Genomic DNA, 25,083 nt, shown 5'->3' with positions numbered 1-25,083 from the left:
GAGGCTGCCCTGTCGTACAGGAAAAAGCGACTGACGCCAGCGGGCCAGCCAGTCACGGACGGACCGGTCTAGCTGTCTGTTGTTGACAGCGCCGGCGTGCGGCGTCGAAGGAACAGGTAGGCGGGGACGCCCAGGGCGGTCAGCGCGAGACCCGCGATGGATTCGACGGGCGTCTCGAAGAGCATGTTGGCGAGAATACCGGCGGAACCGGCGATGAACAGCAGGGGGACGACCGGATAGCCCCAGGCGCGGTAGGGTCTTGGCAGGTCGGGCCGTTTCCTGCGAAGCGTGAATACCGCGGCGGCGCCGGCGATCCACAGCATGAGATTGGCGAAGGTGACGAAGGTGATCAGGTCTTCGAAGGTGCCGCTGAGGGTGAGCACGCAGGCCCAGGCCGCCTGAAACACCACCGCCGGCCCCGGCGTGCGGAACCTGGGATGGACCGATCCCGCACGCCTGAAGAACAGCCCGTCCCTCGCCATGGCAAAATAGACGCGGGGGCCCACCAGGACGGTGGCGTTCAGCGCGCCGACGATGGACACGATGACGGCGGCCGACAGCAGTACGGCGCCGGTTTCACCGAAGAGCACGTTGGCGGCGGCTTCCCCGACTCGGACGACCCCGGCCATTTCCCCCACCGGCAACGCTTTCAGGTAGATGTAGTTCACCAGCAGGTAGACGATGGTGACGATCGCGGTGCCCATGACGAGGGCCCGCGGCAGGTTCCGTCCGGGCTGCCTGACTTCGCCGGCGACGAAGGTGACCTCCTCCCAGCCGGCGAAGGCCCAGGACACGGCGATCAGGGCGACGCCGAAGGCGACCACCAGCTGTCCAAAGTCGATCCCCTGCGCGTTGATACGAAAGTCGATCGGCTGGGCGGACCCGGACCAGAGCCCGAACAGGATGAACAACCCGAGCGCGGAGACCTTGATCACCGAGGAAACGTTGGTGATGTACTTGCTGAAGGTTACGCCGCGGTAGTTCACCACCGTGAGCAGGAGGACGAGGACGAGTGCGGTGAGGTGCCCGGCGGAGAGGGCGTACGGAAAGGTCCAGCCGGGCAGGGCGATTTCGGTTTCGAAGAATACGTTGTTCATCCCGATCGCGGGGATGAAGTAGCCCGCGTATTCGGCGAATCCCACGCCGAGGGCGGCGATGATGCCGGTCAGGTACATGGTGAAGGAAACCCAGCCGAACAGGAACCCGCAGAACGGCCCGTAGGCTTCCCGGAGGTAGACGTACTGGCCGCCCGCACGGGGCATGGCGGCGCCGAGTTCGCCGTAGGCCAGCGCGCCGGCGAGGGCGTGCAGGCCGCCGAACAGCCAGGCCAGCAGAATGAGCGACGCGGACGGTATGCCCCGGGCCATCAGGCCGGTCGTGAGGAAGATCCCCGATCCGATCACGATGCCGATGATGATCATCGTCGTGTCGAAAAGGCCAAGCTGGCGGACCAGGCCAGTCTTTTCTTTTTGCTCGCTCGGAATTGCCATATATTGAGGGTAGAAGTCGTTCCGCCGGGCTGCCGCATACAGCAGGTGCGGTAACTGCCAAGTCCAACTGGTGTGGTTATCGTCGGCGCGGGCATAGAGAAGTCGAAAACGAACGTCCATTTTACCGGTACGATCCGCCGAAGTCAAGACGGGACTGGGCAGATTCAGGCACGACCAGGCACGACCGGGTGGGACTGGGCACGACTGGACACATCCGGGCACGACCGGGCGATACCAGGCGAGACCGCAAATCGGAAAGGAAACCCCGAGGTGAACGATTCGGCGCTGGACCTCATCGACGCGACGACTTACCCCATTCACCAGCCCGGATCGGCCACGTACCGCACCCTGGTCGGCAGGTGCAGGGACGACCTGGCGGCCCAGAGCGCCTGCCTGCTGCCAGGCTTCATCACGGAGGAAGCGCGGGTTCGCATGGTGGCCGAGGTAGACCGCGCCGCCCCGGACGCCTTTCCGTGCCGAAGACCCCATAACGTCTACCTGGAAGAACACGACGACGCCTTTCCGTCCGACCACCCGCGGCGGAGGACCCAGGCCACGGAACTGGATTCGGTCGCCTTCGACCAGTTCCGCCCCTCCGACGGCCTGCACCGGCTCTACGTCTGGGATCCGCTTCTGTCCTTTGTCGCCGACGTACTCGACAAGGAACACTACTACCGGATGGCGGACCCGCTGGCCGCGCTGACCGTTAATGTCATGCGCGAGGGCCAGAATCACGGCTGGCATTTCGACGAATCCGAGGCGACGACCACCCTCATGCTTCAGGCGCCCGAAGCGGGGGGCGTTTTCGAGTACGCCCCGGATGTGCGTCCCGCGGACGGAGACGGCTACGAGATCGTGGACCAGGTGCTGCGTGGCCGCTACCCCGACATTCGCACGCTCGCGGTGAAACCCGGCACGCTCATCCTCTTCGTCGGCTACCGGTCCATGCACCGGGTGACCCCCGTCGAGGGTCCGGTGACACGGTACGTCGCCGCGTTCTGCTACAAGGACCGGCCCAATGTCCGCAACAGCCGGGAGGTACAGAAGCTGTTCTACGGGCGAACGGCCTGACGGAGGTGGACCATTGCACACCGTGATCGTTGGGAACGGCGTAACCGGCGTAACGGCCGCCACGCGGCTCAGGCAGCTTCAGCCGGATTGGAAGATCACGCTGGTATCGGGTGAATCGGCCTTCCACTACTCCCGCCCCGCCCTCATGTACATCTTCATGGGGCACATGACCTACGAGGCGACGAAACCCTTCGAGGACCGTTTCTGGCGCGACCAGCGCCTGGACCTGGTCAGGGACTGGGTCACCGGCATCGATATCGAGGACAAGCAGCTGGTGCTGCACCGGAACGGACGACTGCCCTATGACCGGCTGCTGATCGCCACCGGCGCCAAGTCGAACAAGTTCGGCTGGCCGGGGCAGGATCTCGAGGGCGTTCAGGGCCTGTACAACCTGAAAGACCTGCGCCAGCTGTACAAGAACGCGGAGCGGGCCCGTCACGCGGTCATCGTCGGCGGCGGGCTGATCGGCATCGAACTGGCCGAGATGCTCCATTCGAGGCACATCCACGTCACCTTTCTCATCCGCGAGTCGTCCTACTGGTGCAACATCCTGCCCATGGAGGAGTCGGGCATGATCAACCGGTTGATCGAGGAGCAGGGCATCGGCCTGATCCGGGAGACCAACCTGAAGGAGATCGTGGACGACGGCTCGGGCAGGGTCGATGCGGTCGTCACCGAGTTCGACGACCGGATCGACTGCCAGCTCGTCGGCCTGACACCGGGCGTTTCGCCCAATACGGACCTGGTCAAGGCGACCCCCATCGAAACCGGCCGGGGCGTTCTGGTCGACCATTCCTTCCGCACGAACATCCCCGACATCTACGCCGCGGGAGACTGCGCGGAAATCGTCAGCCGGAACGGAGGCCGCAACCTGATCCAACAGGTCTGGTATACGGGCAAGAAACAGGGCAAGGCGGCCGGTGAGGTGCTGGCCGGTGAGGATACGGCATACGATCCGGGGATCTGGTTCAATTCGGCCAAGTTCTTCGACCTGGAGTACCAGACCTACGGCATGATACTGAGCACGCCACAGCCCGGCGAGCTGCACCTTTACTGGGAACATCCCTCCCACCGCCACGCCGTCCGCGTCGTCGGCGCCGACGGGTGTATCAAGGCCTTCAATTTCATGGGAATACGCGCCCGCCACGAGGTGTGCGAACGCTGGATCGCCGAACGGCGCACTGTGGAGTACGTCCTGGACCACCTGGAAGAAGCCAACTTCGATCCGGAGTTTTTCGTCCGCCACGAGACGGAAATCGTTCGCTCGTTAAAGGAGCAACTCGCATGAGCACACCACCCGCTGGAACGACGTTGATCGACCCGGAAACCATCGCGTACTTCTACGACGAAGAGGCCGACGGTTTCGGTGAGCCCGACTCCGCGGCCGAAGCGCCGAGGAACCCGGGCTTGATGGTCTCCGCCGGCGTGATCGGACTGGGTTTCCTCGCCCTCGCCGTCTCCCTGCTCGGCAGTATGCCCCTCGCCGGCGCCTGGACGCCCTTCCTGCTCTCCTTCGGCCTGTTGTCGGCCGGTACGATCGGTTACGCCTGGTTCGCCTACAAGGATACCGTGCCCGGTATCAAGCACGACGGCATCATGTTCGGGAATACCACGCACCGCGGCGCGATCGCCTGGGCGCTGGGCATCGCGCTCACAGGATTCTACGTTGTGTTGTACTGGTGGCCCGAGTACCTGGCGCGCGCCATCGCGCTCGTCGAGCCGCTCTCGCTGGCCCTGTCGGGACAACCGGCGAACCAGTGGTTTCTCTACGGGTTTCTCTACACCATGGCCGTGGTGCTCTTCGGTTTCCGCATGTTCATGCGGTACCGCCACAACCGCTACCACATCATCCGGACCATTTCGGTCATGTTCTTTCAACTGGTGCTGGCCTTTATCCTGCCCCATTTACTCCGCGCTCTGAACGAACCGGAGTTCTATTTCAGCTATTTCTGGCCGCTGAAGTACGACTACCTGTTCCCCGGCACCGTGGATTACCTCGTCAACAGTCCGGGCGCCCTGGGTTCTTTCATGGTGTTCTGGGGCGCGGTCTGCTCCTTCATCGCTACGCCCGTGCTGACCTACTTCTACGGCAAGCGGTGGTACTGCTCCTGGGTATGCGGCTGCGGCGGACTCGCCGAGACCCTCGGCGATCCCTGGCGGCACCTGACGCCCAAGTCGACGGTGTCGTGGAAGATCGAACGGGCGATCATCTACGCCGTGCTCCTGCTGATCATCCTGACGACGGCGGTGCTCTGGGTGAGCAGCACGTCCGAAGGCGCGCTGAGCGCGATTTCCGCCCCGCTGCAGCAATGGTACGGCTTCTACATCGGTGCCGTCTTCGCGGGCGTCATCGGCGTGGGGTTCTATCCCGTCCTCGGAAACCGGGTCTGGTGCCGATTCGGCTGCCCGATGGCCGCGGTGCTGGGCATCATCCAGCGCTTTTTCTCCCGCTTCCGCATCACGACCAACGGCGGCCAGTGCATGTCCTGCGGCAACTGCACGACCTATTGCGAAATGGGCATCGACGTGCGGGCCTACGCCGAGCGCGGCGAGAACATCGTCCGGTCTTCCTGCGTGGGATGCGGGGTCTGTTCGGCCGTGTGTCCCCGCGGCGTGCTCAAGCTCGAGAACGGCACGTCCCACGGCGACCGGTACCCGGGGTCCGACAAACCGCTGGGTGCTCTTTCAACGGCCGTCAGCAAAGGCGCACGGGTGTACGGCGACCGCGAAGGGTACGTCTGAGGCGGAGACACCTGGCGGCCGGCCGACACGCTCGGCCCGGCCGGCACTCACCTGACCAGGAAGATCACCACCGCGACCGTTACGATGCTGCAGACGGTGGACAGGAACACGGCGTTGGCCGCGAAGTCCTCCCTGCTGCCGAATTCCATGGCGATCAGCACGGTGTTGATCGCGGTGGGATAACTCGTGGACACGACCAGGATCGGGGCGATCCTGGGATCGATGTCCAGCAGGAGCACGAGTCCGTAGCCGATCAGGGGGGAGATCACCAGGCGGCATACCAGGGACGCCATGCTGGCCTGCCACGCGTCCGTGATGCGGGTCCTGGCCAGCTGCATGCCCAGGGTGACCAGGGCCATGGGAACGAGCGCCTCGGCCAGGTATTCGATGGGAAGCCAGACGAAGCCGGGGAGTTCCAGGCCGAAGTTCCGGATGGCGAAGGCCAGGATCAGCGCGTAAACGAAGGGCATCTTGAAGGACTGCAGGAACGCCTTCCGGGCCGAAATACGGCCGACCGAGACGAAGAACAGCCCCAGTGTGAACACGAGGAAGTTCTGGACGGCCAGGACGATGGACTGCACGGCCAGGCCCAGGGTGGGAAAAGCCAGTTCGCTGGCCGGGAAGCCGTAATTGCCGCTGTTGTAGTACATGACCGACAGACTGAAGGCCTGCTTCATGTCCTTTCGGTACCGCATGATCAGGGAACCGGCCAGGCTCAGGACATAGAGCGCGACCAGCATGAGCAGGCAGAACACGCTGGTGTCCCATACGAAATCGGCGGAGAGTTCGGACTGGGTAAGGGATACGACGAGGGTCGCGGGCATGACCAGGTACAGCAGGACCCGCGTCAGGGCTTGCATGTCGAAGTGCCATTTCTTCTGAAACAGGTAGCCGAGGGAGATGAGGACGAAAATCGGGGCGATGATGTCGAGCAGGATGTTCAGGAATGGCATTGGATCGCCGGGGAAGAGATTCGGGTGGACTCGCGTGGGGGCGTTGTTCGGCCGTCAGCCGCCGAAGGGATCGAAGCGGCCGTCCGCCGCCGTCCACCCACCGTCGACGAACATGACGGAACCGGTGGTGTAGGAACTGGCGTCCGAAGCCAGGTAGAGGACGGCTCCCGAGATTTCTTCGGGCCTGGCCCATCGCCGGAGCATCGTCTTGTCGGCATACGCGCCGTACCACTCCGGATGCTGCTTGATCTGGGCGGTCAGCGGCGTGTCCACCACGCCCGGGGCAATGGCGTTGGCCCGCACGCCCCGGTCGGCGAGTTCGGCCGCCAGCGCGCGGATCATGAGCACCACGCCGGACTTCGTCGCGGCGTAAACGCCCTGGCCGGGCTCTACGACCTGTGATCGAATACTAGAAAAGACGATGATACTGCCCCCGCCGTTCTCGGACATGGACCGGGCGACTTCGCGTACCAGGCGGAAGGTGCCTTTCAGGTTGAGGTCGACAACCCGGTCGTACTCCTCGTCGGTGTACTCGAGGAGCGGTTTGCGTATGTTGACGCCGGGCGTGCTGACGAGGATGTCCGGAGGAGCAGTCCGGTCGAGCACGTGCTGAATCTGACCCGTATCGCGCATGTCCAGCGTTACCGCTTCGGCCGAACCGCCGTCCTTGCGAATCTCCCCCAGAACGGATTCCGCCGCCTCCTGCCGCACGTCCGCGCAGACCACGTGAGCGCCGAACTGGGCCAGGCACTGAGCCGAACTCCGGCCGATGCCGCTTCCGCCGCCGACGACCAGCGCATTGCGGCCGGTCAAATCGAAGAGGCTTCTGTAGTCAGTCATACCGTGGTCCGGATGATGGGCGTTTACTTCCTTGTGCGGAACAGGTCCTTGCGCGATTTACTACGTCCTTGCGACCGTCAATCCAATGGGTTGCATTGGCTTTGTCCGGCCAGCCCACTATCTTAGGACGAGGGCCGGTCCCTGTCAAGGTGTTCGGCCCGGGGTCCCGCCGGGCGCTTCCGGGTCCAGGATGGACGAATCCGGGGCCCCGATGGTTGCTTCCTGTGGCTCCGGCCGTGCGTATCCGGGTCCCGGGATGTGTTGCGCCGCGCGCGGGGTCGGCGCAGACGACTTTGTCTGGAGAAAGTAAATGACCGGTAAGACGCTAATCGTCGCGAATCCGACATCGGGCAGTGGACGCGGCATGAGATACGCGGAACGGGTGCGGGACCTTTTGGCCGCAAACCATGCGGCCGTCGAGCTCCGCCCAACCTCGGCCCGGGGCGAGGCGGAGGCCTTCGCGGCGGAAGCGGTGCAGGAGGGGTATGCCTGCGTGGCCGCCTGCGGGGGCGACGGAACCGTCCACGAGGTGGTGAACGGGCTGGCCGGAACGGACGTCGCCCTCGGCATCCTGCCCTGCGGACGCGGCAACGATTTCGCCCGGGCGATGGAGATACCGTCCGCGCCCGAGAAGGCCGCATCCGTCCTGCTGCAGGGCCATGTCCGCCCCTTCGACCTGGGCAAGGTGAACGACCGGTACTTCGCGACGGTGGTGACGCTGGGATTCGATTCGGAGGTGGCCAGGCTGGTGTACGAAGGGCAGGTCCCGTTCAAGGGCACGGCGGCCTATCTGTGGGGCCTGGCGTGCATGTTGCGCGTCTATCGCGGCGTGGCCCTGCGCATGACTGGCGACTTCGGCACCATCGACCAGACGGTCCTGCTCGCGGCTACCGGAAATACCAGCACGTACGGCGGCGGGATCAGGATCGCGCCGAACGCCAGCCCGGCGGACGGGGCTCTCGACATCTGCCTCGTGCGCATGATGAGCGCGGGCCGTATCCTGCGCGTGTTTCCCCGGGTCTACTGGGGCGGACACCTGACCCACCCCGACGTCTTCTCATACAGAACGGGCAGCCTGAGCATGGAAACGGAGCGGCCGGTCGTACTGTTCGCCGACGGCGAGCCCGTGGGCGAGACCCCGGCGGAGATCATCGCGGCACCCGGCGCGTTGCGGGTCGCCTGTCCGGTCCCCTCGGCCTGAACGGTGAAGGGTATTCGGTGTTCCTCTCCCCTACTCCCGGGCCTTGTATAGCCGGGAATACATGAGGGCGCCCACGATACCGTCGTAGTCCCTGGAATAGCCCTTGAGGTTGGACTTGCGGAGCTGAAGCGTCAGGGGATGGAAGACGAAGGCGGCGGCGTAGTCCTTTACGAGTATCTCCTCCGCCTGCCTGTAGAGGTCCGTTCGCATGACCGGGTCCAATTCGGCCCCTGCTTGCTCGACCAGCGCGTCGAATTCGGGCTGTGCCCAGTCGTGCCGTCCCGCGCCTTTCGGCTGGGAGTGCCACGTCATGTCGAGCATGTTGCGCGGGTCCATGTAATCGGCGACGAACCGCAGAAAGCCGAAGTCCATTTCCCAGTTGTACAGCTTGCTCATGTAGGCCGTCCGGTCGAGCGTGCGAACGGTGACATCGACTCCCAGGTGTTCCAGCAGCATGCTCTGAATGGCCTCGCCGGCCATCTTCATGGACGGCGTCGGCGCGCGCAACCACATTTCCTGCCTCGGAAACCCCCTGCCGTTCGGATAGCCGGCCTCCCGCATCAGTGCCTTCGCGCGGACCGGATCGAATGCCTGGTACGGTTTCATCGCGTCGCCGTTGTATTCCTTGAAGTCGGGCGGCATCATGGAGTAAGCCGGCGCCGCCGCGCCCCTGAGGACGACCCGGCAAATCGCGTCCCGGTCCAATACCCGGGCGAAGGCTTCTCTCACGCGGATGTCGTCGAAGGGCGGTTCCGCCACCTTGAAGAACAGGTACCAGGTCGTCCTTCCCGGCGTCTTCACGAGTTCCCGGCTGAGTACGGGATGCCGTTCTATCCGGTCCATGTCACTGATATCGACCGTCTCCACGTCCACCTCGTTGTTCTCATAGGCCAGGACGGTCTGTGCCGCCGCGTAGCGGAATGGATGGATGACCCTTTCCAGCAGGGGCTTGTGGGGACCGTTGTACATGGGATCGGGGACGAAGGTCATGTGGCTGCCCGTGGACCATTCGGCCATCCTGAAACCGGAGTTCGACACGATGTTATCGACCTCGGTCCATTTCCGTCCGTGTTTTTCCACGGCCCAGCGCGGTGCCGGGTAGGCCAGACCGAAGGATACCACGTGGGGAAAGTGAGGAGCGCTGCGTTCCATGTCCACCTGGAGCGTGAGATCGTCGACGGCACGGACCCCGAGCCGAGTCAGGTCGGTGATCTCTCCGAGGCTGATGGCCTTCGCGTTCCTGATGTCGTAGTAGAAGAAGGCGTAGGGATTGGCGTTGGCCGGATCCAGCATCCGCCTGAAAGCAAAGACGAAGTCGTGGGCCGTGACGGGCCTGCCGTCGCTCCACCGGGCGCCGGGCCGGAGGTGGAACGTCCATTCCATGGCGTCGGCGGAGACGTCATAATGGGTGGCGGCGCCTGGTATGGGCTGCCAGAGCTCGTCCCGGATGAGCAGGGTCTCGAAGGGCAGGAGCGTGGATTCCCCGTCGTACAGATTGATCTGGATGTCGAGGCTGCGCGGTTCCGGGCTCATCACCCGGAAAACCTGCTGGTCGGGCGGCGCCGCGTCGGGCGGGAGCGCTACGCCGACGGAATTCGTGTACTGGGCATGGGAAAAACCGGTTGCCGGCAGGATGGCCGCGGCCAGCAGCAGGACGGAAAGTACCTTGTGCATGCAGGTTCCGGGGTAAGGTGGATCTGAATCGAATCTACCGTTGGTGCGCGGTGAATATAGACCCGCCGGCGAAGGCAGGTCAAGAGATTGTCCGTCGTCCTGTATTTGCTTGACATCCGCCATCCCTGCGCCTACTTGATTACACGGCGTTTCCGTCAAGATCGGCGTTTCATCCCGAGTCACGATCATGCTGTCCGAAAGCCCTTTTACCTTCGACCGCGTAGTCCGCATCGCAATCGCCGTGGGCGTGATCTGGCTGTTGATCACCCTTATCGCCTATCTGAGCGATGTGCTCATACCCTTTGCCGTCGCACTGCTGCTCGCCTACCTGATTAATCCCCTGACTTCCTGGCTGCAACGGAAACTGCCCTTCAAGCAACGAATCATCTCCGTACTGCTGAGCCTGACGATCATCCTCGCCGCCGTGGTCCTGTTCCTTTCCATCCTGATCCCGATGGTCGTGTCCGAAGTCGCGCAGATGCAGCGGTTGCTCTCCGGGCTGGTGGACGCGGACCAGTGGCAGGCGAGACTACAGGACTATGTTCCGGAGGAAATCAGGATATACATCGCGGACCTGGTCCGGTTTGAAGAACTGGTCCAACTGCTGAACTTCGAAAACATCCGGCTGTTCTTTCAGCAGATCCTGCCCGGCATCTGGGGCGTATTCTCAGGTACCATCAGCTTCATCATCGGTCTTGCGGTCGTCATCGTCATCCTGCTCTACCTGGTCTTCATCCTATTGGACTTCGACGAGATCTCCGAAGGCTGGAAAGAACTGATCCCCGACCAGTACCGGCAGGTCGTACTCGACGTCGTATCCGACTTTACGAAGGCCATGCGGGTCTATTTTCGTGCCCAGGCCCTCATCGCCTTCATCGTCGGACTGCTCTTCGCGCTGGGCTTCTGGCTGATCGGCCTGCCCATGGGAATTTTGCTGGGCCTTTTCATTGGGCTGCTCAACATGGTGCCCTACCTGCAGGTCGTGGGCCTCATCCCGGCGGTGCTTTTCGCGATTGCAGGGGCCCTGGGCGCCGGCGAGAGCATCTGGGTCATGCTCGTCCTCGTCCTGGCCGTGTTCGCCGTCGTACAGGTCATCCAGGACGCCATCCTGGTTCCGCGGATCATGGGCAGCGCGACCGGGTTCAACCCGGCCGTGATCCTCCTTTCCCTGTCCATCTGGGGAAAACTGCTGGGTATCCTGGGGCTGCTGATCGCGCTGCCGGTGACGTTCCTGGTCCACTCGTACTACAAGCGGTTCCTGAAGGGATCTCAACCGGTGAAGGAGCAATGAATGGATAGAATCTCCTGGGACGAGTATTTCCTGCGCATCGCCTATGCCGTTTCGGCGCGATCGAACTGCATTCGCCGGCACATCGGCGCCGTGATCGTGAACGAAAAGATCATCACCAGCACGGGCTATAACGGCACCCCCATGGGCATACCCAACTGCTTCGACGGCGGCTGCAAGCGATGCAACTCGGACGGACCGTCCGGGGCGAACCTCGACGAATGCGTCTGCATACACGCCGAGGAAAACGCCATCGTCTTCGCCGCGCGCCACGGGTCGTCGACGAGCGGCGCCACGCTCTACACCACCAACAAGCCCTGCCTGGGCTGTCTGAAAAAGTCCATCCAGGCGGGGATTCGGCGGGTGGTCTACGCAGAGGAGTACGCCTACACGAAGTCCGTCGAAGAAGTGTATGACTGGCTGGTGGAGGAATCCGGTATCGAGATGGTCGAATTGAAGCTGGACGAGCATCCGGAAACCGTCGTGCAAACGGTCTGAAAACCCCATAAGCCGGGGGAGATTCTGCTTGACGAGCAGCCGGCCAGCCCGGACATTACGCGGCGAATCATTAAGGTCCATCAATAAGGATCATTGAACGTGCGAACCGGATGACGTTTTGCATACCAGCGAACGCATAATCCAGTCGGACTTCGTCTATCGCCGGCGGCAGGATTCGAAGTCGGAAGTCCTGTCCTTTTCCGAAGCGTATCCCGATTACCATCCGCAGGACCGCGTGGGACTGGTCTCACCCCGGCTGGAAGACGGCGTGTTCGGGTTGGCCGGCGCCGTCCTCGGCCTGGCGACCGGGTTCTACGACTGCCTCCGGTCGCAAGGGGGCGAGTTCTTCAACTACCCCCAGCATCACGTGTTCATCGGGGGACGAGATGGGCGCGTTCATACGCGAAACGGTGACCGGGACCTTTCCATCCCGGAGATGGGAAGTGCGTGGGGATGGCTCGACGTCTGGCCGGAGACCAACTGGCATCTCTGTCCGGCGACGCCGGCCGGCATGCTCGAGGCGGCCTTCCGCCTCCAGGTCAACCGCCTGTTCTGGCCGGCTTCATTCAAACCCGGTACCGTGGATGAACCGCTTTCGCATTACGCGTACAGACTGTTGTGCGGAAGGCTGAAATCCGTCTGGTATTACGACTGCGAGGATGGGAATCTGGAAGTCCGGGCATCGGGGTCTGCCGCGGACGTCATCCGGGAAAGCCTGGAGCGTCTGCCCGGTGGAGGCGCGGAGTCGTACAATAAGGTAGATAGAGCGGCCCGGCCATGGACTGTAAATCGTTTTAAGGCAGTGGAACCTGAAGCGTTTCTTGAAGATATGTCGGTCTGCTTCACTGATGGATGAAAGGTGAAACCAGGTTGCAATCACGTTTTGAACAAACCGCATGAGGCCATTCATGGCGACCGTCGTGGCCAGCCACGGTGACCGTCATGGCCGGCCGCCATGCCAAATGGAGCCATGCCAAAAAGGAGCAGTGACTCATGGTGGACAGATCCTACCTTTTCGACGATGACGCCATGCGCGACTTCATCGTAAACGGCTATCACGTGATCACCGTGGACAAGCCGGTCGCATTGCATGCTGACATTTACGAAAAAACAAAGGCGATCATCGACGAGGACGGGAATCCGGGAAACAACCTGCTGCCTCGTGTGCCCGAGATCCAGCAGGTCTATGACGATCCGTCGGTCCGGGGCGCGCTGACGAGCCTGCTTGGACCCGATTACGTCATGCATGCCCACCGCCACCCGCACGTGAACCCACCGAACAGCCGGGGAGGCGCCTGGCACAAGGACAGCTACTGGGGCTACACCAAGGTCCGGGACCACCACCCGCGCTGGATCATGGCCATGTACTATCCCCAGGACACCCCGGTGGAGATCGGCCCGACGGGCGTCATACCGGGCAGCCACTACGTCGAGTCCCGTGAAGAGACCGTCGGCGGGAACGGGTCGGTGCCCGACGGATTCCCCGCCAGCGGCAAGGCGGGAACTGTTACCATCATTCACTTCGACCTCTGGCACCGGGCGTTCCCGAATCAGACGGACAAGGTCCGCTACATGATGAAGTTCCAGTTTACCAGGATGTCGGAGCCGGACCGGCCCTGGTGGAACCGGCAACACGATGATATCGATCTCGGCGACCTGTCGGACCACCCCCGGAGCGCCATGTGGCGGAACATGTGGCACTGGCTTGCCGGAAACGGATCGGCCGGGACCCGGCGGGAAGGCGCGGAACACGTCGAAGCGCTCGCCGGCGACCTGACCCACGAACTCGAACAGAAGCGCCTGCACGCGTCCTATACCCTGGCGGAGTGCGGCGAGGCCGCACTCCCCCACCTGCTCTCCGCCCTCCAGCACGAACGGGACGAGGTCCGCCGGGAAGCGTGCTACGGGCTCGGTGCGCTGGGCGCCGCAGCCGTCGAACCACTGGTTCCCCTGCTCGGGCACGGTGACGAACGGGTCCGGGGCTACGCGGTCTACGCCCTTGGAGACATCCGGCACCACAACCCTTCGGTTGCGGAGCACCTGGCAGGTCTGACAGACGACCCGTCGCCCTTTGTCCGCCAGAACGTGGCCGATGCCCTGGGCCAGATTAAACTGACCGCGGATGCGTCCGTTCCCGCGCTGGTCGGCATGATGAAGGACGAGGATGAGCAGGTGCGTTCCAGGAGTGCCTATGCGCTAGCCCGCTTCGGGGACGAGGCCCAGGCGGCCATTCCGCATCTCGCGGACGCGTGCTACGATGAAAACCGGTACGTGCAGGGCCAGGCCGCCATCGCCCTCGAACAGATCGGCACGCCGGAAGCCCTGCGCACGCTGCTGCACTGGCTGCAGGCCTCGCGGTGGTGCCCCCTGACGACGGCGAAGAGTACGTACTAGCGGCCGGTTACCGTCTGCTACCAGTCGTGCATCATGTGGCCCTGTCCGGGATAGAACAGGGCATCCGCGATGAAGGACAGGACGATGCCCAGCGTGTATCCGAGCAGCACGCCCAGGAAAAACCGCTGGCCCGTGCGGTAAGCGCCGGTCCCGACCTTCAGCAGGATGAACTTTATGAGCCAGGCGAGGAAGACCGACAGGATCGAGTCCCGGATATTGCTCGCGAAGCAGATGGCGAATCCCACCGGGGCGAGGGGCCACCAGACCAGCCAGTGCCTGAGCTTCAGCAGGACCATGAAGATTACCGCGCCCGCCGCCATGAACCAGGGCTCGTTCTGCCCCAGGGACAGCGGGTTCTTCATCCAGGTCACGATTTCTTCGTAGTAATGCACATTGAGATTGCTGAATGCGCCCCCACCGAAGTTGTAGGCCCCCGTGGAATACCCCCAGTCGATCGAATAAGCCACTGCCGTGACCATGCTGACCAGGAAGGTAACGGTAAGCACGAGCAGCAGCCCCTTCTTCCGCGGCCATAATCCGTCGGTCAACCGGTCGGCCAATACGACCGAACCCATTCCCAGACCGCGCCAGTTCCGGGCATAGGCGCTGGCCAGGCCCAGCGAGGTGAGGCTTTGGGGTGACACGTTTCCCGATCCCAGGGAGAGCACCGTGATCTGATGGGCGTTCACGGGCAGGTCCAGGAACACCACCCCCGTTTCCGCGATCACTTTCGTCGTTCCGAAGTAAAGCACGAACAGAAAGGCCAGAAACACCGCGATCACGGGAATCGATATACCCGACTGGTATAGCCACGCGCAGATGAAGACCGTCCCCGCCAGCACTCCGGCCACGGCTATCCTGTACGACACCAGTTCTTTCGAATCATCCGGCGCCGCATCCCTGCCCGCCGCCTTTCTGACCACCGCGAGCAGGTGGCGCCGCGCGGTCCAGAGCGCGTATCCCACGTAAACGAGGAAACCCCCGAAGAACTGCGCGTTGACGCCGCCGGTACCGCCTGGACCGCTGCCTTCCGTGTTGAGTCCGATGTAGCTCAAGGCGCCGATCTCGAGGATTCCGAGCATGAAAAACACCCAGATGCTCAGGAGGATGTCGACGTTGATGAAGTACCCGAAGCAGAGCATGTACGGGCTGATGCGCAAGGGGATGGACGGGAACATCGGACTCAGCTGGAGCGGGGTCTCGAAGAAGGTGCCCACGGGCAGCTGCGGTACGATAAGGGCGAACGAGAAGATATTCCAGATCGCGATGGCCAGCGCGAGACCGAATCCGACCTGGAAGAGCCGGTCGTAGACCAGTTTCGGCCAGCGTCCCGGCGATTGATCGGCTGCTATGAGCTCCAGGGGTACCTGGACCAGCGGAAAGGTAAGCCGCTCATACTCCACCCATTGTTTCCTGAATATGGCCGCGATGCAGGCGCCGACGACGAAAATGGCAATGAAAAAACTCATCCACCAGGCGACCGGTATGATCCAGGGTGACCACGGGACGGTCCCGCCCGGCGGGAGCCCTTCGTAGAACCAGCCCATGGCGTTGTTCTGGTTGCTCGCCACAAGCCATTCCGGGAGATAGGGAAAAAACAGTTCGGCCCACTGGTTTTCCGGCTGGGCGAAGTAGAAGGGCGTGGAGACGATGGTCAGGAAGTACGACACGAAGGCCTTGCCGGGAATCAGGCTGGAGATGAGCAGGATGCAGAATATCAGCGACAGCTCGCGGCCGGTGAAGGCGGCTCGTGTGTAGAGGCTCCGGGCGACCGGATTGTACAGGAATACAACGAGCAGGAACAGGGCCAGGGCGGAGATGGGCAGGTGGGCCACCGACATGCGGGACGAGTGAAGGATATAGGTCCCGTAGGTCACCCAGACGTTGAGGACGATGGCCAGGACCAGCCCCGTGGCGAGGGACCGCAATGTGATTACGGAGTTTGGCGTTCCTGCCACACGACCTCCATTGGATCGGGGATGGCGTAGGGCTTGACCCGCTGTTCGTGAAGCCACTCGGAAAGGTAGTGATCCATGCTGTGCAGGATCTCCGGTTCGTCATCCGCCAGGTTGCGCGTCTGGTACGGATCGTTTCCCATATCGTACGGGGCTACCGGGTCGAACCGGTAGCCGAAGTCGTCGTAGGTCCTGATCATGAGGTGATCGGGCGTCCGCACCGCCCGTTGCAGCGTGTAAAGGCCGTGACCCCAGACCAGGTAGTCGTGCAGGCGGCACTGTCCGGTGGCGAGTCCGTCCGCGAAGGACCGCCCGTCGTAATACTCCGGCACTTCGCCGCCGGCCAGTTCGATCAGCGTCGCGCTCAGATCCACGTTATACAGCAGATCGCCGCAGGTGGATCCGGGCGGCGTAACCCCCGGCCACTTGATGACTAGCGGGATGCGGTGTATGCATTCGTCGGCGCATACGTGGTCGCCGTAGATGCCGTGCTCCCCCATGGCCTCGCCGTGATCCGCCGAGATGATGACCGCCGTGTCGTCCGGACAGCTCAGGTCGCCCAGGGCGTCCAGCACCTGCTGAACGTGATGGTCGGTGTAGCGGATCTCCGCGTCGTATCCGGTCACCATGTGATTCAGATCGTCCGTGTTCCGGATGGCGTCCGGCATATTCGGCGTGGGGCTCGGCCGGTCCCCGGGAAAGAGGTGGGACGCGGTAAACCATCCGTCGATATCCTGGTGGCCGCCTATCGCTTCTTCGTCAGGCCAGTCCACCGCCGGCGGTTGGGCCGCCATGCGGTCGAACCCGTCGCGAGGCGCTTCGTAGATCCGGTGCGGGTCCCAGTAGTTGATGTACAGCAGGAAATCGTCCCGATCGCCGTTCGCGGCGATCCATCGTAACACGGCCTCATTGACTTCGTCCGCCGTCTCCGATCCCGTCTTCAGGTTGGGCGAATGGAACTCCGACCAGCCCAGCCCGAACCAGGTCGCGCAGTGCCGGATGGGGAAGTTGGAAAAGCAGACGGTATCGAATCCGTGCTGGCGCAGTCTTCTCTGCACCAGTTGGTTCCGCTCGTCGGGACCGCCGTACCGCTGTTCCAGGATATGCAGCTTCGATGCGGGACCGCCGTGGGTCACCACGCCGTTGTTGATCCCGAAACGGCCGGTGATCCATCCGTGCCTTGACGGCATGCAGGGAGAGTCCGCGCAGTAGTACCGGTCGAAACGCATACCCTGCGCGGCGATCTCGTCGATGGCGGGGGAGGTCGGCCGGCCATAACCGTAGCAACCCAGGTGGTCGGGCCTCAGACTGTCGATATCGAAGAAGACGATGCGCAAGGAGGATTACCGGTGTCCTGGGTAAGTAATTGCCGCTAGGCCGCGATGGCCTTGTCGATGATGACCTTCATCTTGTCGCCGTGCTTGTGACGGCTGGCGGCTTCGATGAGGGCTTCGATGGGCAGAAACCCGTTGTCCTGGAGCCAGTGGGCGATGGCGGCCAGGGCGGCGCCTTTTAAACCGCCCGTCTTTCTGAAGTCGCGGGTCACCAGGTTGGACGGCCCTATCGGACCATTCGCACCGTTCGGACCCGGCGTGCCGTTCGGTCCGGCCGGCCCGGCCAGCGCCGCAAGCTCGGGGCCGAGTTTCGTGTCCGCGATCACCAGGGTGTGCTCACCGATGCGGGACCGTACCTTGTCCAGTCCGTCCTGTGATATGACGATCATGATATCGGGACAGTCGATCCCGGTGTAGTGGATAGGCTGCCGGGAGAGGATCACCTCTGCGACGGAGAACCCGGTTCCGATGGTGATGGGATAGTCGCCCTTCTTGGTGGCGGAAAGACCCGCGGTTATGCCCGCCGTGGAGAGCAGGTCCCCCGCGGACTGGATGGCCTCGCCGGCTGAGCCCGCGACGATGATTTCCAGGCGGCCGTCGAGCGGCGCCTTGCAGGTGTGTTCGATCGGTTTCAGCGCGTCCATCAGGGACCGCCCGATCGCCCGGTGCGGCAGGCCGACCGCGCGCGTGTTCCGCGTCACCACACTTTCGTAGTCCGCCGTATCGTGGAGCTCCTGGACCTTCCGCATTCCGTACGCCGGGCACATTTCCACGATCTCGATCAGCGAGAACCCCGACGTGGAGAGGGCCTCCTTCCAGAGTTCGGCCGTATCCTTGCCGATAAACGTCCGCGCGGTGTAGGCTGCGCCGGCGTTGTGGGCCAGTGCGCAGATGTCGTACCCAGGCACGGCCGACTCGGGCCGGTCAGGTTCCTTGAACTCGGTAGAGGACAGCCCGCTGGTCTGGCCGCCCGTCATGCCGTAGACCATGTTGTTCTGCACGACGAGGGTGAGGTCCAGGTTGTGCCGGGCCGCTTCGAGCAGGTGCTGCAGTCCGATCGTGGCGCCCCCGTCGCCCTGCAGGGCGATGATCTTCTTGTCCGGATGCTCGAGGCCCATGCGGATGCCCATGGCCAGGGCGACCGCCCGGCCGTGAAGCCCGTGGATGGTATGGCAGGTCAGCAGCGGGTCCACGAGCCCCGTGCAGCCGATGTCACTCACGACGATGACGTCGAGGGGGTGCACGCCCATATCCGCCAGGGCCTTGCTCATGGACTTGTTGGCGACCGTATGACCACAGCCCGGGCAGTAGGGCATTTTCAGGTCGTTCAGAATGGTATCCTGCATTGCCTTACTCCTTCCGCGATCTCTTGCGGGGTGATCATGTGGCCGATCTTGTTGACGCCGTGTATCCGGTCGTGCTGATGGTTTCCGTAGAGCAATTCCCGCAGCAGGCCGACAATGTTTTCCTCGACAACGACGACGTGCCGGTATGCCGCAAGCAGTTCGTATATTCGTGGCGGTACCGGCAGCAGCGTCTTCATGACCAGGAGCGAAATGGATTCGCCGCCAGCCCGCAGCAGGCCTACGGCCTCCCTGGCGGCCTCCGCCGAGATGCCGTAGGTCAGGATGACCGTATCGGCGCTTTCGTCCCGATCATGGTCGTAATAAGTGTAGTCATCGATGTTCTGTTCGACCTTGTCCTTGAGCCGCTCGGTATTGCCGAGGGCCTCGGGACTGTTCTTCTGGGTGATGCCTTCCGTGTCGTGCGTCGATGAATTCAGCCGGACCTGGTGCAGGTCGTTGCCCAGGGGCAGAAAGGGCGGCGCCAGGTTGCCGTTTGCCCCGTAGGTCTTGTATTCCCCGTTCCCTTCATGCATGTGGCGTTCCGCGCGCTCAACTTCCTTCAGGCCGGAAATGTCCATGTTCTGGTTGGTCATGACCATTTCCTTCGAGGTCAGCAGCACGACCGGGGTGCGGAGGTTTACCGCCGTGTGCACGCTGGCCGCGGCCAGGTCCCAGCAGTCGTTCAGGTTCGAAGGGCAGAAAACCGGAAGCGAATACCCTCCGGAGATGCATCCCCGGAGCAGGAGCAGGTCTCCCTGGCCGCCGGTTGTGGCCGAACCGGTGCTCGGACCCAGGCGCTGGGCGAGGATGATGACCATGGGCAGTTCCATCATGAAGGACATGTTGATCGATTCGATCATCAGGGCGAAGCCGGGAAAAGCGGAAGCCGTGACGGGGAACACGCCCGATGAGGAGAATCCGGCGGCCCATTGAAGCGCCGTGATCTCGTCCGGTGCCTCGAGGGCAATGGGGATGCGCTCCTTGGCGCCCGCGAAGAGCCAGTTGACGGGCGTGATGGGATACCCGATGTAGGCACCCGCGCCGGCCCGGGCCATCGCCTCGATGATCAGCCTGGACCCGTCCAGGAAGACCATGCGTTCGTTAACGGTCGTCATGGTGCGTGCGCTCCCGCTCATCTTGAATGGATTCCGCTACGATTTCGGCAATATCCCGGACCCGCATGGGTTCGCCGGCCCGCTTGTTGGCGTCGTTCATCATCCTGGCGCAGAAGGGGCAGCCCACGGCCAGGGTGTCGGCCCCGGTTTCCCTGGCTTCCCGGAAGCGATGGTCGCTGACGGCCTCCCTGCCTTCCTCTTCTTCTTTCCAGACCTGTGCGCCGCCCGCGCCGCAGCAGAATGACCGGTTCCGGCTTCGGGCCATTTCCACCAGGGAAGGCCGGGCCGCCGCCAGCGCCTGGCGGGGCGCTTCGTATTCACCACCGTGGCGGCCCAGGTAACACGGGTCGTGATAGGTCGTGCGCGTTCCGTCACGCCCCGGCATCGCGAGCCGGCCTTCCTTCGACAGCTCGCCGATGAGTTGCGTGTGGTGCAGGACCTCGAAACGGCCGCCCAGCGCGCCGTACTCGTTCCCGAGGGTATGCAGGCAGTGGGGGCAACCCGTGACGATGCGCTTCCGGCCGGCCTGGTCGGCGCCCGCGGCGTTCAACGTCTCGATGTTCCCTTCGGCGGCTATACTGAAAAGATACTCGTTTCCGGCCCTTCGCGCCAGATCTCCCGTACAGGATTCGTCGTTTCCCAGCACGGCGAAGTCCACCCCCGCCCGGTGCAGGACCGTGGCGATGGCCCGGGCCGTGTCCCGGGCGCCGGGATCGAAGGCGCCGGCGCAACCGACCCAGAACAGCACGTCGTAGTCCGGTTTCTCCGCGACGGTCGGCACCTTGAAGTCCAGGGATTCGGCCCATTCCATCCGGTCGCCCGCCATCTGCCAGGGATTGCCGTTCCGTTCGATCCCGGTGAAGGCGCCTTTCAGTTCATTCGGAAACGCGCTCTCCATCAGCACCTGGTTCCGTCGCATGGCGAGGATATCGAACATGGGTTCGTTGCCGACGGGGCAGGCCTCCGTGCAGGCGCCGCAGGCCGTGCAGGCCCAGAGCGCGCTTTCACTCATGGTGTAGCCCAGCATCGGTTCCGTGTCTTCCCCGTCCGCAGCCACGGAATTCATGTGGTCGCGAAGGTGATACCGCTTGTTCACCTCCAGGGCCGCGGGAGACAATTCCTTGCCCGTGGCATAGGCCGGACAGGCATCCTGGCACCGGTTGCACATGATGCAGGCGAAGGCGTCCGTGATATGGGTCCGATCCAGGTCGGTGATCCGGCCCGCGCCGAACTGCTCGATGGTTTCGTCTTCGAAATCCAGGGCATCCAGCGCGCCCGGACTGGTCCGATCAGGGGCGGTCATCAGGTTGAAGGGACCCATGAACAGGTGGGCGTGTTTCGAATAAGGAAACCAGGGCAGGAAGGCCAGCACCAGCCCGATGGCGATCCACCAACTGGCGTGCAGGCCGAAAGTCAGCACGGAAGGTTCCATGCCCGACCAGAGACCGGCCGCCAGCGCCGCGACCGGCTGCCAGGGGTCCGGTCCGCGTAGGGCGATGTCGAAGGATGCGCCCACGAGCCGGAAGCCGACATGGCCGAGGATGAAAAACCCCACGATCAGGGAATCTCGCCGGATGCCGCCGGCTGCACGGGGGTGCAGCTTGACGTTGGGCGCGACGGCGAGGTCCGTGGATTTCACGATGAACCTGCGGATCAGCAAGGCGGCCATGCCCGCCAGCGCGGCCAGGGTCATGAGATCGACGAGCAGGCGGTAGACCTGACCGGCGGCCCCGTCTTCCAGAAAAACGAAGCCGGTTACCAGGCCTTCCAGCACGTCCACAAGGTTGACCGCCATGTAGAGGATGAAGCCCCACGCAATCCCGGTATGCGCGAGTGAAACCAGCGGCCGGTTGCGGATCATGTTGTTCTGGCCGGCCAGGGCCTTGACTCCGGTCCACAGCCGGCCTCGAAGACCATCCCACGCAAGGCGGCCCTGGCCCCGCATAATCGTCCCGATCATGCGCCGGAAGGTGACGGACGCCAGGTACAGCGAGACGGTCGCAAGGAGGGCGAAGACGATCTTTTCGTAGGGGGAAAGCATCGGCGTCCCGCAATCCCGATGTGCCGCCGAAGGAAGACGCGATGCACGGCGCGCCGGGTTACCGGCCCAGCCGTTTCCTCACTTCTTCCGCGATGGCGGGCAGGTAACTGAAGAGGTCGCCTGCGATGCCGTAATGGGCGTACTTGTACAGCGGCACGTCGGCGTCCTTGTTGATGGCCACGATCACGCGGGCGTTTTTCATGCCCGCCAGGTGCTGTATCGCACCGGAAATCCCACAGGCGATGTACAGGTCGGGCTGTACCGTCTTCCCGGTCTGGCCGACCTGGTGGGCATAGGGAATCCACCCGGCGTCCACCGCGGCCCGGCTCGCGCCGAGTGCGCCGCCCAGGGCGTCCGCCAGTTCGCGAACGGGTTGGAAACCCTCCGGTCCGCCCACGCCGCGTCCGCCCGATACGATGATGCTTGCTTCGGTCAGGCTGACGGTGCCGTCCGCGGTCTCCACGGACGCCACGCGGGTGGGGATCTCGTCCTCGGACAGCACGGCAGGCACCTCGATGATCTCCCCGGTCCGGGACGGGTCGGGATCCGCCGGCTGGAAGATATTGCGCCGCACCGTGATGAAACGATGCCCAGTGCCCCTGAACGTCACGGTGGATACCAGGTTGCCGACCAGTGCGGGACGGACCGCCATCAATTGGTCGCCTTCTACATGCAGGTCGGTGCAGTCCGGCGCCAGGCCCGCACCGGCGAGGGCGGCGACGTAGGCCGAAAGCTCCAGGCCGGCCGTACTCGCCCCCATCAGAACCACGGACGGCGGCTCGTTCTCCAGGATCCGAGCCAGGAGTTTCGCGTAGGGTTCCACGCGGTAGCGGGCCAGCAAAGGTTCATCGGCGGTATACACGCGGTTCGCGCCGGCCTCGACGGCCTGCCGGGCGATCTCGTCGACACCGTCACCGAACACGGCGGCGGTAAGGGAACCGCCGAGATCACCGGCGACTTTCCCCGCGGCGGCCATCGCCTGCCAGGCGATCGGGTCCGCCTGCCCGTCCACCTGTTCAATCCATACGAGTAGGTTGCTTGCCATCCGTTCGATTTTCCCGCCTAAATGACCTTTTCTTCCATCAACCGGTCTACCAGGGTCCTGGCCGCCTCTTCGGGGCCGCCATCGATCATCTCGATGTGCGCTTCCCGCACCGGAGGCAGCGCCGTCCGCCATTCGACCCCCGAGGCCCCTGCGCCCACGCCGGCGGCATCGAGACCGAGATCCTCGCAACGCCACACCGGTATCTCAGCCCGGGCCGCCTTGCGTATGCCGATGAGGCTCGGATACCGGGGTTCGTTGATCTCCTTGACGACCGTGATCAGGGCCGGAAGCCGGCTGGTGACCGTCTCTCGCGCTTTCTCGAGCAATCTGACCGCCGAGAGGGTTTGGTCGGACGGATCCAGGTTCCGGAGCTCCGCCACATAGGAAACGAGCGGTACATCGAGCAGGGCCGCGATCTGCACGGCCGTTGCGGCCGTATTGCCGTCGATCGCCGCCCGGCCCCCGACGATCAGGTCGAAGGCACCGATTTTGCGGATGGCCGCGACCAGGATACGCGCCGACGTGAGGCTGTCGCTATCCGCCATGGCCGGGTCCGAAACCAGGACGGCTTCGTCTACGCCCATGGCCAGCGCGGTCTTCAATGCGTCGGCGGCTTCGGGAGGCCCCAGGCACAGCGCGGTCACCTTGCCGCCGTGCTCCTCCCGGGCCTGTATGGCCGTTTCCAGCGTGTACTCGTCCCAGGGGTTGACGATACGGGGTCCGCCCTCGGTGGACAGCTTGAGACCGTCCATGGAGGCGGACAACTGCGCCGTATCGGGCGTCTGCTTCACCAGGGCGATGATATTCAAGAAATCTCTACCTCGCTTTGTACCTTTTCGAGCCGGCGTGGCCGCATATGGTCAGTGGTCGGCGTAGCTACATGCGGTCAGCGGTCAGCTTTGCCAGTAATCCGGATCGTAGGCGGGCATCTCGCACCGGAGCGGTCGGTCCGTCCGGTTGCCGAACTCGTAGTCCGCCTGCATGAGCTGGTGGATCTGGGACGTGCCTTCGTAGATGACCGCGCTCTTGCTGTTGCGCAGGTGACGTTCCACGTCGTACTCATCGGAGTATCCATAGGCACCGTGGACCTGTACCGCGTCGCTGGCCGTGGAGAAGGCCGATTCCGTGCAGTACCACTTGGCCATGCTCGTCTCCCGGGTGTTCCGCATGCCCCGGTTTTTGAGCCATCCGACCTTGCGCACCGCCAGTTCACCCAGATCGACGCGCTGCTTCATCTGGGCGATGAGTTGCTTTACGAGTTGATGGTCGCCGATGGGCTGGCCGAAGGTCCGGCGCTGCCGGGCGTACGCCACGGAAGCTTCCAGGCAGTACTTCATCAGGCCGACGGCGCCCGCCGCGACGGTATAACGGGCGTTGTCGAGACAGGACATGGCGATCTTGAATCCTTCGCCCTCTTCACCCAGCCGGTGGGACTCCGGCACGGGGACCTCGTCCATGTTGATCCAGCCCGTGTTGCTGGCCCGCACCCCCATCTTGCCCTTGATGGTGCCGGTGGTCAGGCCTTCCCACCCGCGTTCAAGCAGGAAGGCGGTGATGCCCCGCGTGCCTTCCTCCTGGTTCGTCTTGGCGAAAACGAGAAAGCGGTCCGCCACGTCGGACAGCGTGATCCACATCTTTTCGCCGCTGACCAGGTAGGTGTCGCCCTCCTTCCGGGCCCGGCTGCCCATGGCGGCCACGTCCGAACCCGCGCCGGGTTCGGTCAGTCCGAAGCAGGCAATGTTTTCACCGGTGGCCAGGGGCGGCAGGAACTGTTCCTTCTGTTCTTCCGTGCCCCATTGGAAGATGGGCAGGGCGTGCAGGCCCAGGTGGACCGCGATCGTCTCCCGGACGGAAGAGTCGGCCCATTCCAGGCCTTCCGAAAGCAGACCCAGGGAGATGAAGTCCATGCCGGCCCCTTCGTAGCGAACCGGGAGGCAGATGCCCATGAATCCCTGCGCCGCCATTTTGGGCAGCAGTTCGTGGGGGAAAGTGCCGTTGCGGTCATGTTCCCTGATGGACGGCAGGATCTCGTTGCGGGCGAAATCGTAGACCATCCGCTCGACCATCCGGTGTTCTTCGCTCAGCTCGAATTCCAT

20 protein-coding genes are annotated in these 25,083 nt (G+C 63.6%); 8 read left to right on the top strand and 12 right to left on the bottom strand.

Features of this window, described 5'->3' with window-relative positions; translation table 11 throughout:
• Window positions 1-68: 68 nt before the first annotated feature.
• Complete coding sequence (locus F4X08_09790) at window positions 69-1,490, bottom strand: amino acid permease (GenBank protein MYD26091.1); 1,422 nt, start codon at window positions 1,488-1,490, stop codon at window positions 69-71.
• A gap of 270 nt (window positions 1,491-1,760) precedes the next feature.
• On the opposite strand from F4X08_09790, the gene F4X08_09785 reads away from it, so the two are divergent.
• The 3 genes from F4X08_09785 (at window position 1,761) to F4X08_09775 (ending at window position 5,303) form a co-directional block, all read left to right on the top strand.
• Window positions 1,761-2,561: a 2OG-Fe(II) oxygenase gene (locus tag F4X08_09785; GenBank protein ID MYD26090.1), complete on the top strand. Its 801-nt coding sequence runs from the start codon at window positions 1,761-1,763 to the stop codon at window positions 2,559-2,561.
• On the top strand, window positions 2,509-3,849 hold the full coding sequence (locus F4X08_09780) for an NAD(P)/FAD-dependent oxidoreductase (GenBank protein MYD26089.1): 1,341 nt from the start codon (window positions 2,509-2,511) through the stop codon (window positions 3,847-3,849). The genes F4X08_09785 and F4X08_09780 overlap by 53 nt, the downstream gene beginning before the upstream one ends.
• A 122-nt stretch (window positions 3,850-3,971) precedes the next feature.
• Window positions 3,972-5,303 (top strand): 4Fe-4S binding protein, encoded by a 1,332-nt coding sequence (locus F4X08_09775; protein MYD26088.1) that lies wholly within the window; start codon window positions 3,972-3,974, stop codon window positions 5,301-5,303.
• A 47-nt stretch (window positions 5,304-5,350) separates the two neighbouring features.
• Here the strand turns inward: F4X08_09775 and F4X08_09770 are convergent, their stop codons facing one another.
• Both F4X08_09770 and F4X08_09765 read right to left on the bottom strand, forming a co-directional pair.
• Window positions 5,351-6,256, bottom strand: coding sequence for an AEC family transporter (locus tag F4X08_09770; protein MYD26087.1), 906 nt, complete (start codon window positions 6,254-6,256; stop codon window positions 5,351-5,353).
• Between the two features lie 54 nt (window positions 6,257-6,310).
• Window positions 6,311-7,096 (bottom strand): SDR family oxidoreductase, encoded by a 786-nt coding sequence (locus tag F4X08_09765; GenBank protein ID MYD26086.1) that lies wholly within the window; start codon window positions 7,094-7,096, stop codon window positions 6,311-6,313.
• 310 nt (window positions 7,097-7,406) lie between these two features.
• Here F4X08_09765 and F4X08_09760 point away from each other — a divergent pair, with 310 nt between their 5' ends.
• Window positions 7,407-8,297, top strand: a complete 891-nt coding sequence (locus F4X08_09760) for a diacylglycerol kinase family lipid kinase (GenBank protein ID MYD26085.1) — start codon at window positions 7,407-7,409, stop codon at window positions 8,295-8,297.
• 30 nt (window positions 8,298-8,327) lie between these two features.
• Here F4X08_09760 and F4X08_09755 read toward each other — a convergent pair whose 3' ends face one another.
• Window positions 8,328-10,202, bottom strand: coding sequence for a peptide ABC transporter substrate-binding protein (locus F4X08_09755; GenBank protein MYD26084.1), 1,875 nt, complete (start codon window positions 10,200-10,202; stop codon window positions 8,328-8,330).
• Between F4X08_09755 and F4X08_09750 the strand changes: the two genes are divergently transcribed.
• From F4X08_09750 to F4X08_09735, 4 genes are all read left to right on the top strand, one after another.
• Window positions 10,156-11,262, top strand: coding sequence for an AI-2E family transporter (locus F4X08_09750; protein ID MYD26083.1), 1,107 nt, complete (start codon window positions 10,156-10,158; stop codon window positions 11,260-11,262). The genes F4X08_09755 and F4X08_09750 overlap by 47 nt on opposite strands.
• Window positions 11,263-11,757, top strand: coding sequence for a dCMP deaminase family protein (locus F4X08_09745; protein MYD26082.1), 495 nt, complete (start codon window positions 11,263-11,265; stop codon window positions 11,755-11,757).
• 118 nt (window positions 11,758-11,875) lie between these two features.
• Window positions 11,876-12,613, top strand: a complete 738-nt coding sequence (locus F4X08_09740) for a hypothetical protein (GenBank protein MYD26081.1) — start codon at window positions 11,876-11,878, stop codon at window positions 12,611-12,613.
• A gap of 137 nt (window positions 12,614-12,750) precedes the next feature.
• Complete coding sequence (locus F4X08_09735) at window positions 12,751-14,151, top strand: phytanoyl-CoA dioxygenase (protein MYD26080.1); 1,401 nt, start codon at window positions 12,751-12,753, stop codon at window positions 14,149-14,151.
• A gap of 17 nt (window positions 14,152-14,168) precedes the next feature.
• Here the strand turns inward: F4X08_09735 and F4X08_09730 are convergent, their stop codons facing one another.
• The 8 genes from F4X08_09730 to F4X08_09695 form a co-directional block, all read right to left on the bottom strand.
• A complete protein-coding gene (locus F4X08_09730) occupies window positions 14,169-16,109 on the bottom strand; it encodes a hypothetical protein (protein ID MYD26079.1) in 1,941 nt (646 codons plus the stop codon).
• Window positions 16,085-17,443 carry a sulfatase gene (locus F4X08_09725; GenBank protein ID MYD26078.1) on the bottom strand — a complete coding sequence of 453 codons (1,359 nt, stop codon included), beginning with the start codon at window positions 17,441-17,443 and terminating at the stop codon, window positions 16,085-16,087. The genes F4X08_09730 and F4X08_09725 overlap by 25 nt, the downstream gene beginning before the upstream one ends.
• Before the next feature lie 35 nt (window positions 17,444-17,478).
• Window positions 17,479-18,786, bottom strand: a complete 1,308-nt coding sequence (locus F4X08_09720) for a hypothetical protein (protein MYD26077.1) — start codon at window positions 18,784-18,786, stop codon at window positions 17,479-17,481.
• Window positions 18,768-19,922 (bottom strand): hypothetical protein, encoded by a 1,155-nt coding sequence (locus tag F4X08_09715; protein ID MYD26076.1) that lies wholly within the window; start codon window positions 19,920-19,922, stop codon window positions 18,768-18,770. The genes F4X08_09720 and F4X08_09715 overlap by 19 nt, the downstream gene beginning before the upstream one ends.
• Window positions 19,888-21,942 (bottom strand): (Fe-S)-binding protein, encoded by a 2,055-nt coding sequence (locus F4X08_09710; GenBank protein MYD26075.1) that lies wholly within the window; start codon window positions 21,940-21,942, stop codon window positions 19,888-19,890. The genes F4X08_09715 and F4X08_09710 overlap by 35 nt, the downstream gene beginning before the upstream one ends.
• 58 nt (window positions 21,943-22,000) lie before the next feature.
• Window positions 22,001-23,119 carry an electron transfer flavoprotein subunit alpha/FixB family protein gene (locus F4X08_09705; GenBank protein MYD26074.1) on the bottom strand — a complete coding sequence of 373 codons (1,119 nt, stop codon included), beginning with the start codon at window positions 23,117-23,119 and terminating at the stop codon, window positions 22,001-22,003.
• A complete protein-coding gene (locus F4X08_09700; protein ID MYD26073.1) occupies window positions 23,005-23,796 on the bottom strand; it encodes an electron transfer flavoprotein subunit beta/FixA family protein in 792 nt (263 codons plus the stop codon). The genes F4X08_09705 and F4X08_09700 overlap by 115 nt, the downstream gene beginning before the upstream one ends.
• Before the next feature lie 84 nt (window positions 23,797-23,880).
• Window positions 23,881-25,083, bottom strand: a complete 1,203-nt coding sequence (locus F4X08_09695; GenBank protein ID MYD26072.1) for a butyryl-CoA dehydrogenase — start codon at window positions 25,081-25,083, stop codon at window positions 23,881-23,883.

It is taken from the genome of Gemmatimonadota bacterium, assembly GCA_009841265.1.
In the GTDB taxonomy this organism is placed as follows: domain Bacteria; phylum JAAXHH01; class JAAXHH01; order JAAXHH01; family JAAXHH01; genus JAAXHH01.
This window is presented reverse-complemented; position numbering and strand designations above follow the sequence as displayed.

Coding starts and splice junctions, on each gene's coding strand:
- F4X08_09790 (MYD26091.1), bottom strand. CDS start 1,490: ATGGCAATTCCGAGCGAGCAAAAAGAAAAGACTGGCCTGGTCCGCCAG.
- F4X08_09780 (MYD26089.1), top strand. CDS start 2,509: ATGTCCGCAACAGCCGGGAGGTACAGAAGCTGTTCTACGGGCGAACGG.
- F4X08_09775 (MYD26088.1), top strand. CDS start 3,972: ATGGTCTCCGCCGGCGTGATCGGACTGGGTTTCCTCGCCCTCGCCGTC.
- F4X08_09770 (MYD26087.1), bottom strand. CDS start 6,256: ATGCCATTCCTGAACATCCTGCTCGACATCATCGCCCCGATTTTCGTC.
- F4X08_09765 (MYD26086.1), bottom strand. CDS start 7,096: ATGACTGACTACAGAAGCCTCTTCGATTTGACCGGCCGCAATGCGCTG.
- F4X08_09760 (MYD26085.1), top strand. CDS start 7,407: ATGACCGGTAAGACGCTAATCGTCGCGAATCCGACATCGGGCAGTGGA.
- F4X08_09755 (MYD26084.1), bottom strand. CDS start 10,202: ATGCGGACTACGCGGTCGAAGGTAAAAGGGCTTTCGGACAGCATGATC.
- F4X08_09745 (MYD26082.1), top strand. CDS start 11,263: ATGGATAGAATCTCCTGGGACGAGTATTTCCTGCGCATCGCCTATGCC.
- F4X08_09735 (MYD26080.1), top strand. CDS start 12,751: ATGGTGGACAGATCCTACCTTTTCGACGATGACGCCATGCGCGACTTC.
- F4X08_09720 (MYD26077.1), bottom strand. CDS start 18,786: ATGCAGGATACCATTCTGAACGACCTGAAAATGCCCTACTGCCCGGGC.
- F4X08_09715 (MYD26076.1), bottom strand. CDS start 19,922: ATGAGCGGGAGCGCACGCACCATGACGACCGTTAACGAACGCATGGTC.
- F4X08_09710 (MYD26075.1), bottom strand. CDS start 21,942: ATGCTTTCCCCCTACGAAAAGATCGTCTTCGCCCTCCTTGCGACCGTC.
- F4X08_09705 (MYD26074.1), bottom strand. CDS start 23,119: ATGGCGGACGGCGCTGCCTCCGGTGCGGGAAGCGCACATCGAGATGAT.
- F4X08_09695 (MYD26072.1), bottom strand. CDS start 25,083: ATGGAATTCGAGCTGAGCGAAGAACACCGGATGGTCGAGCGGATGGTC.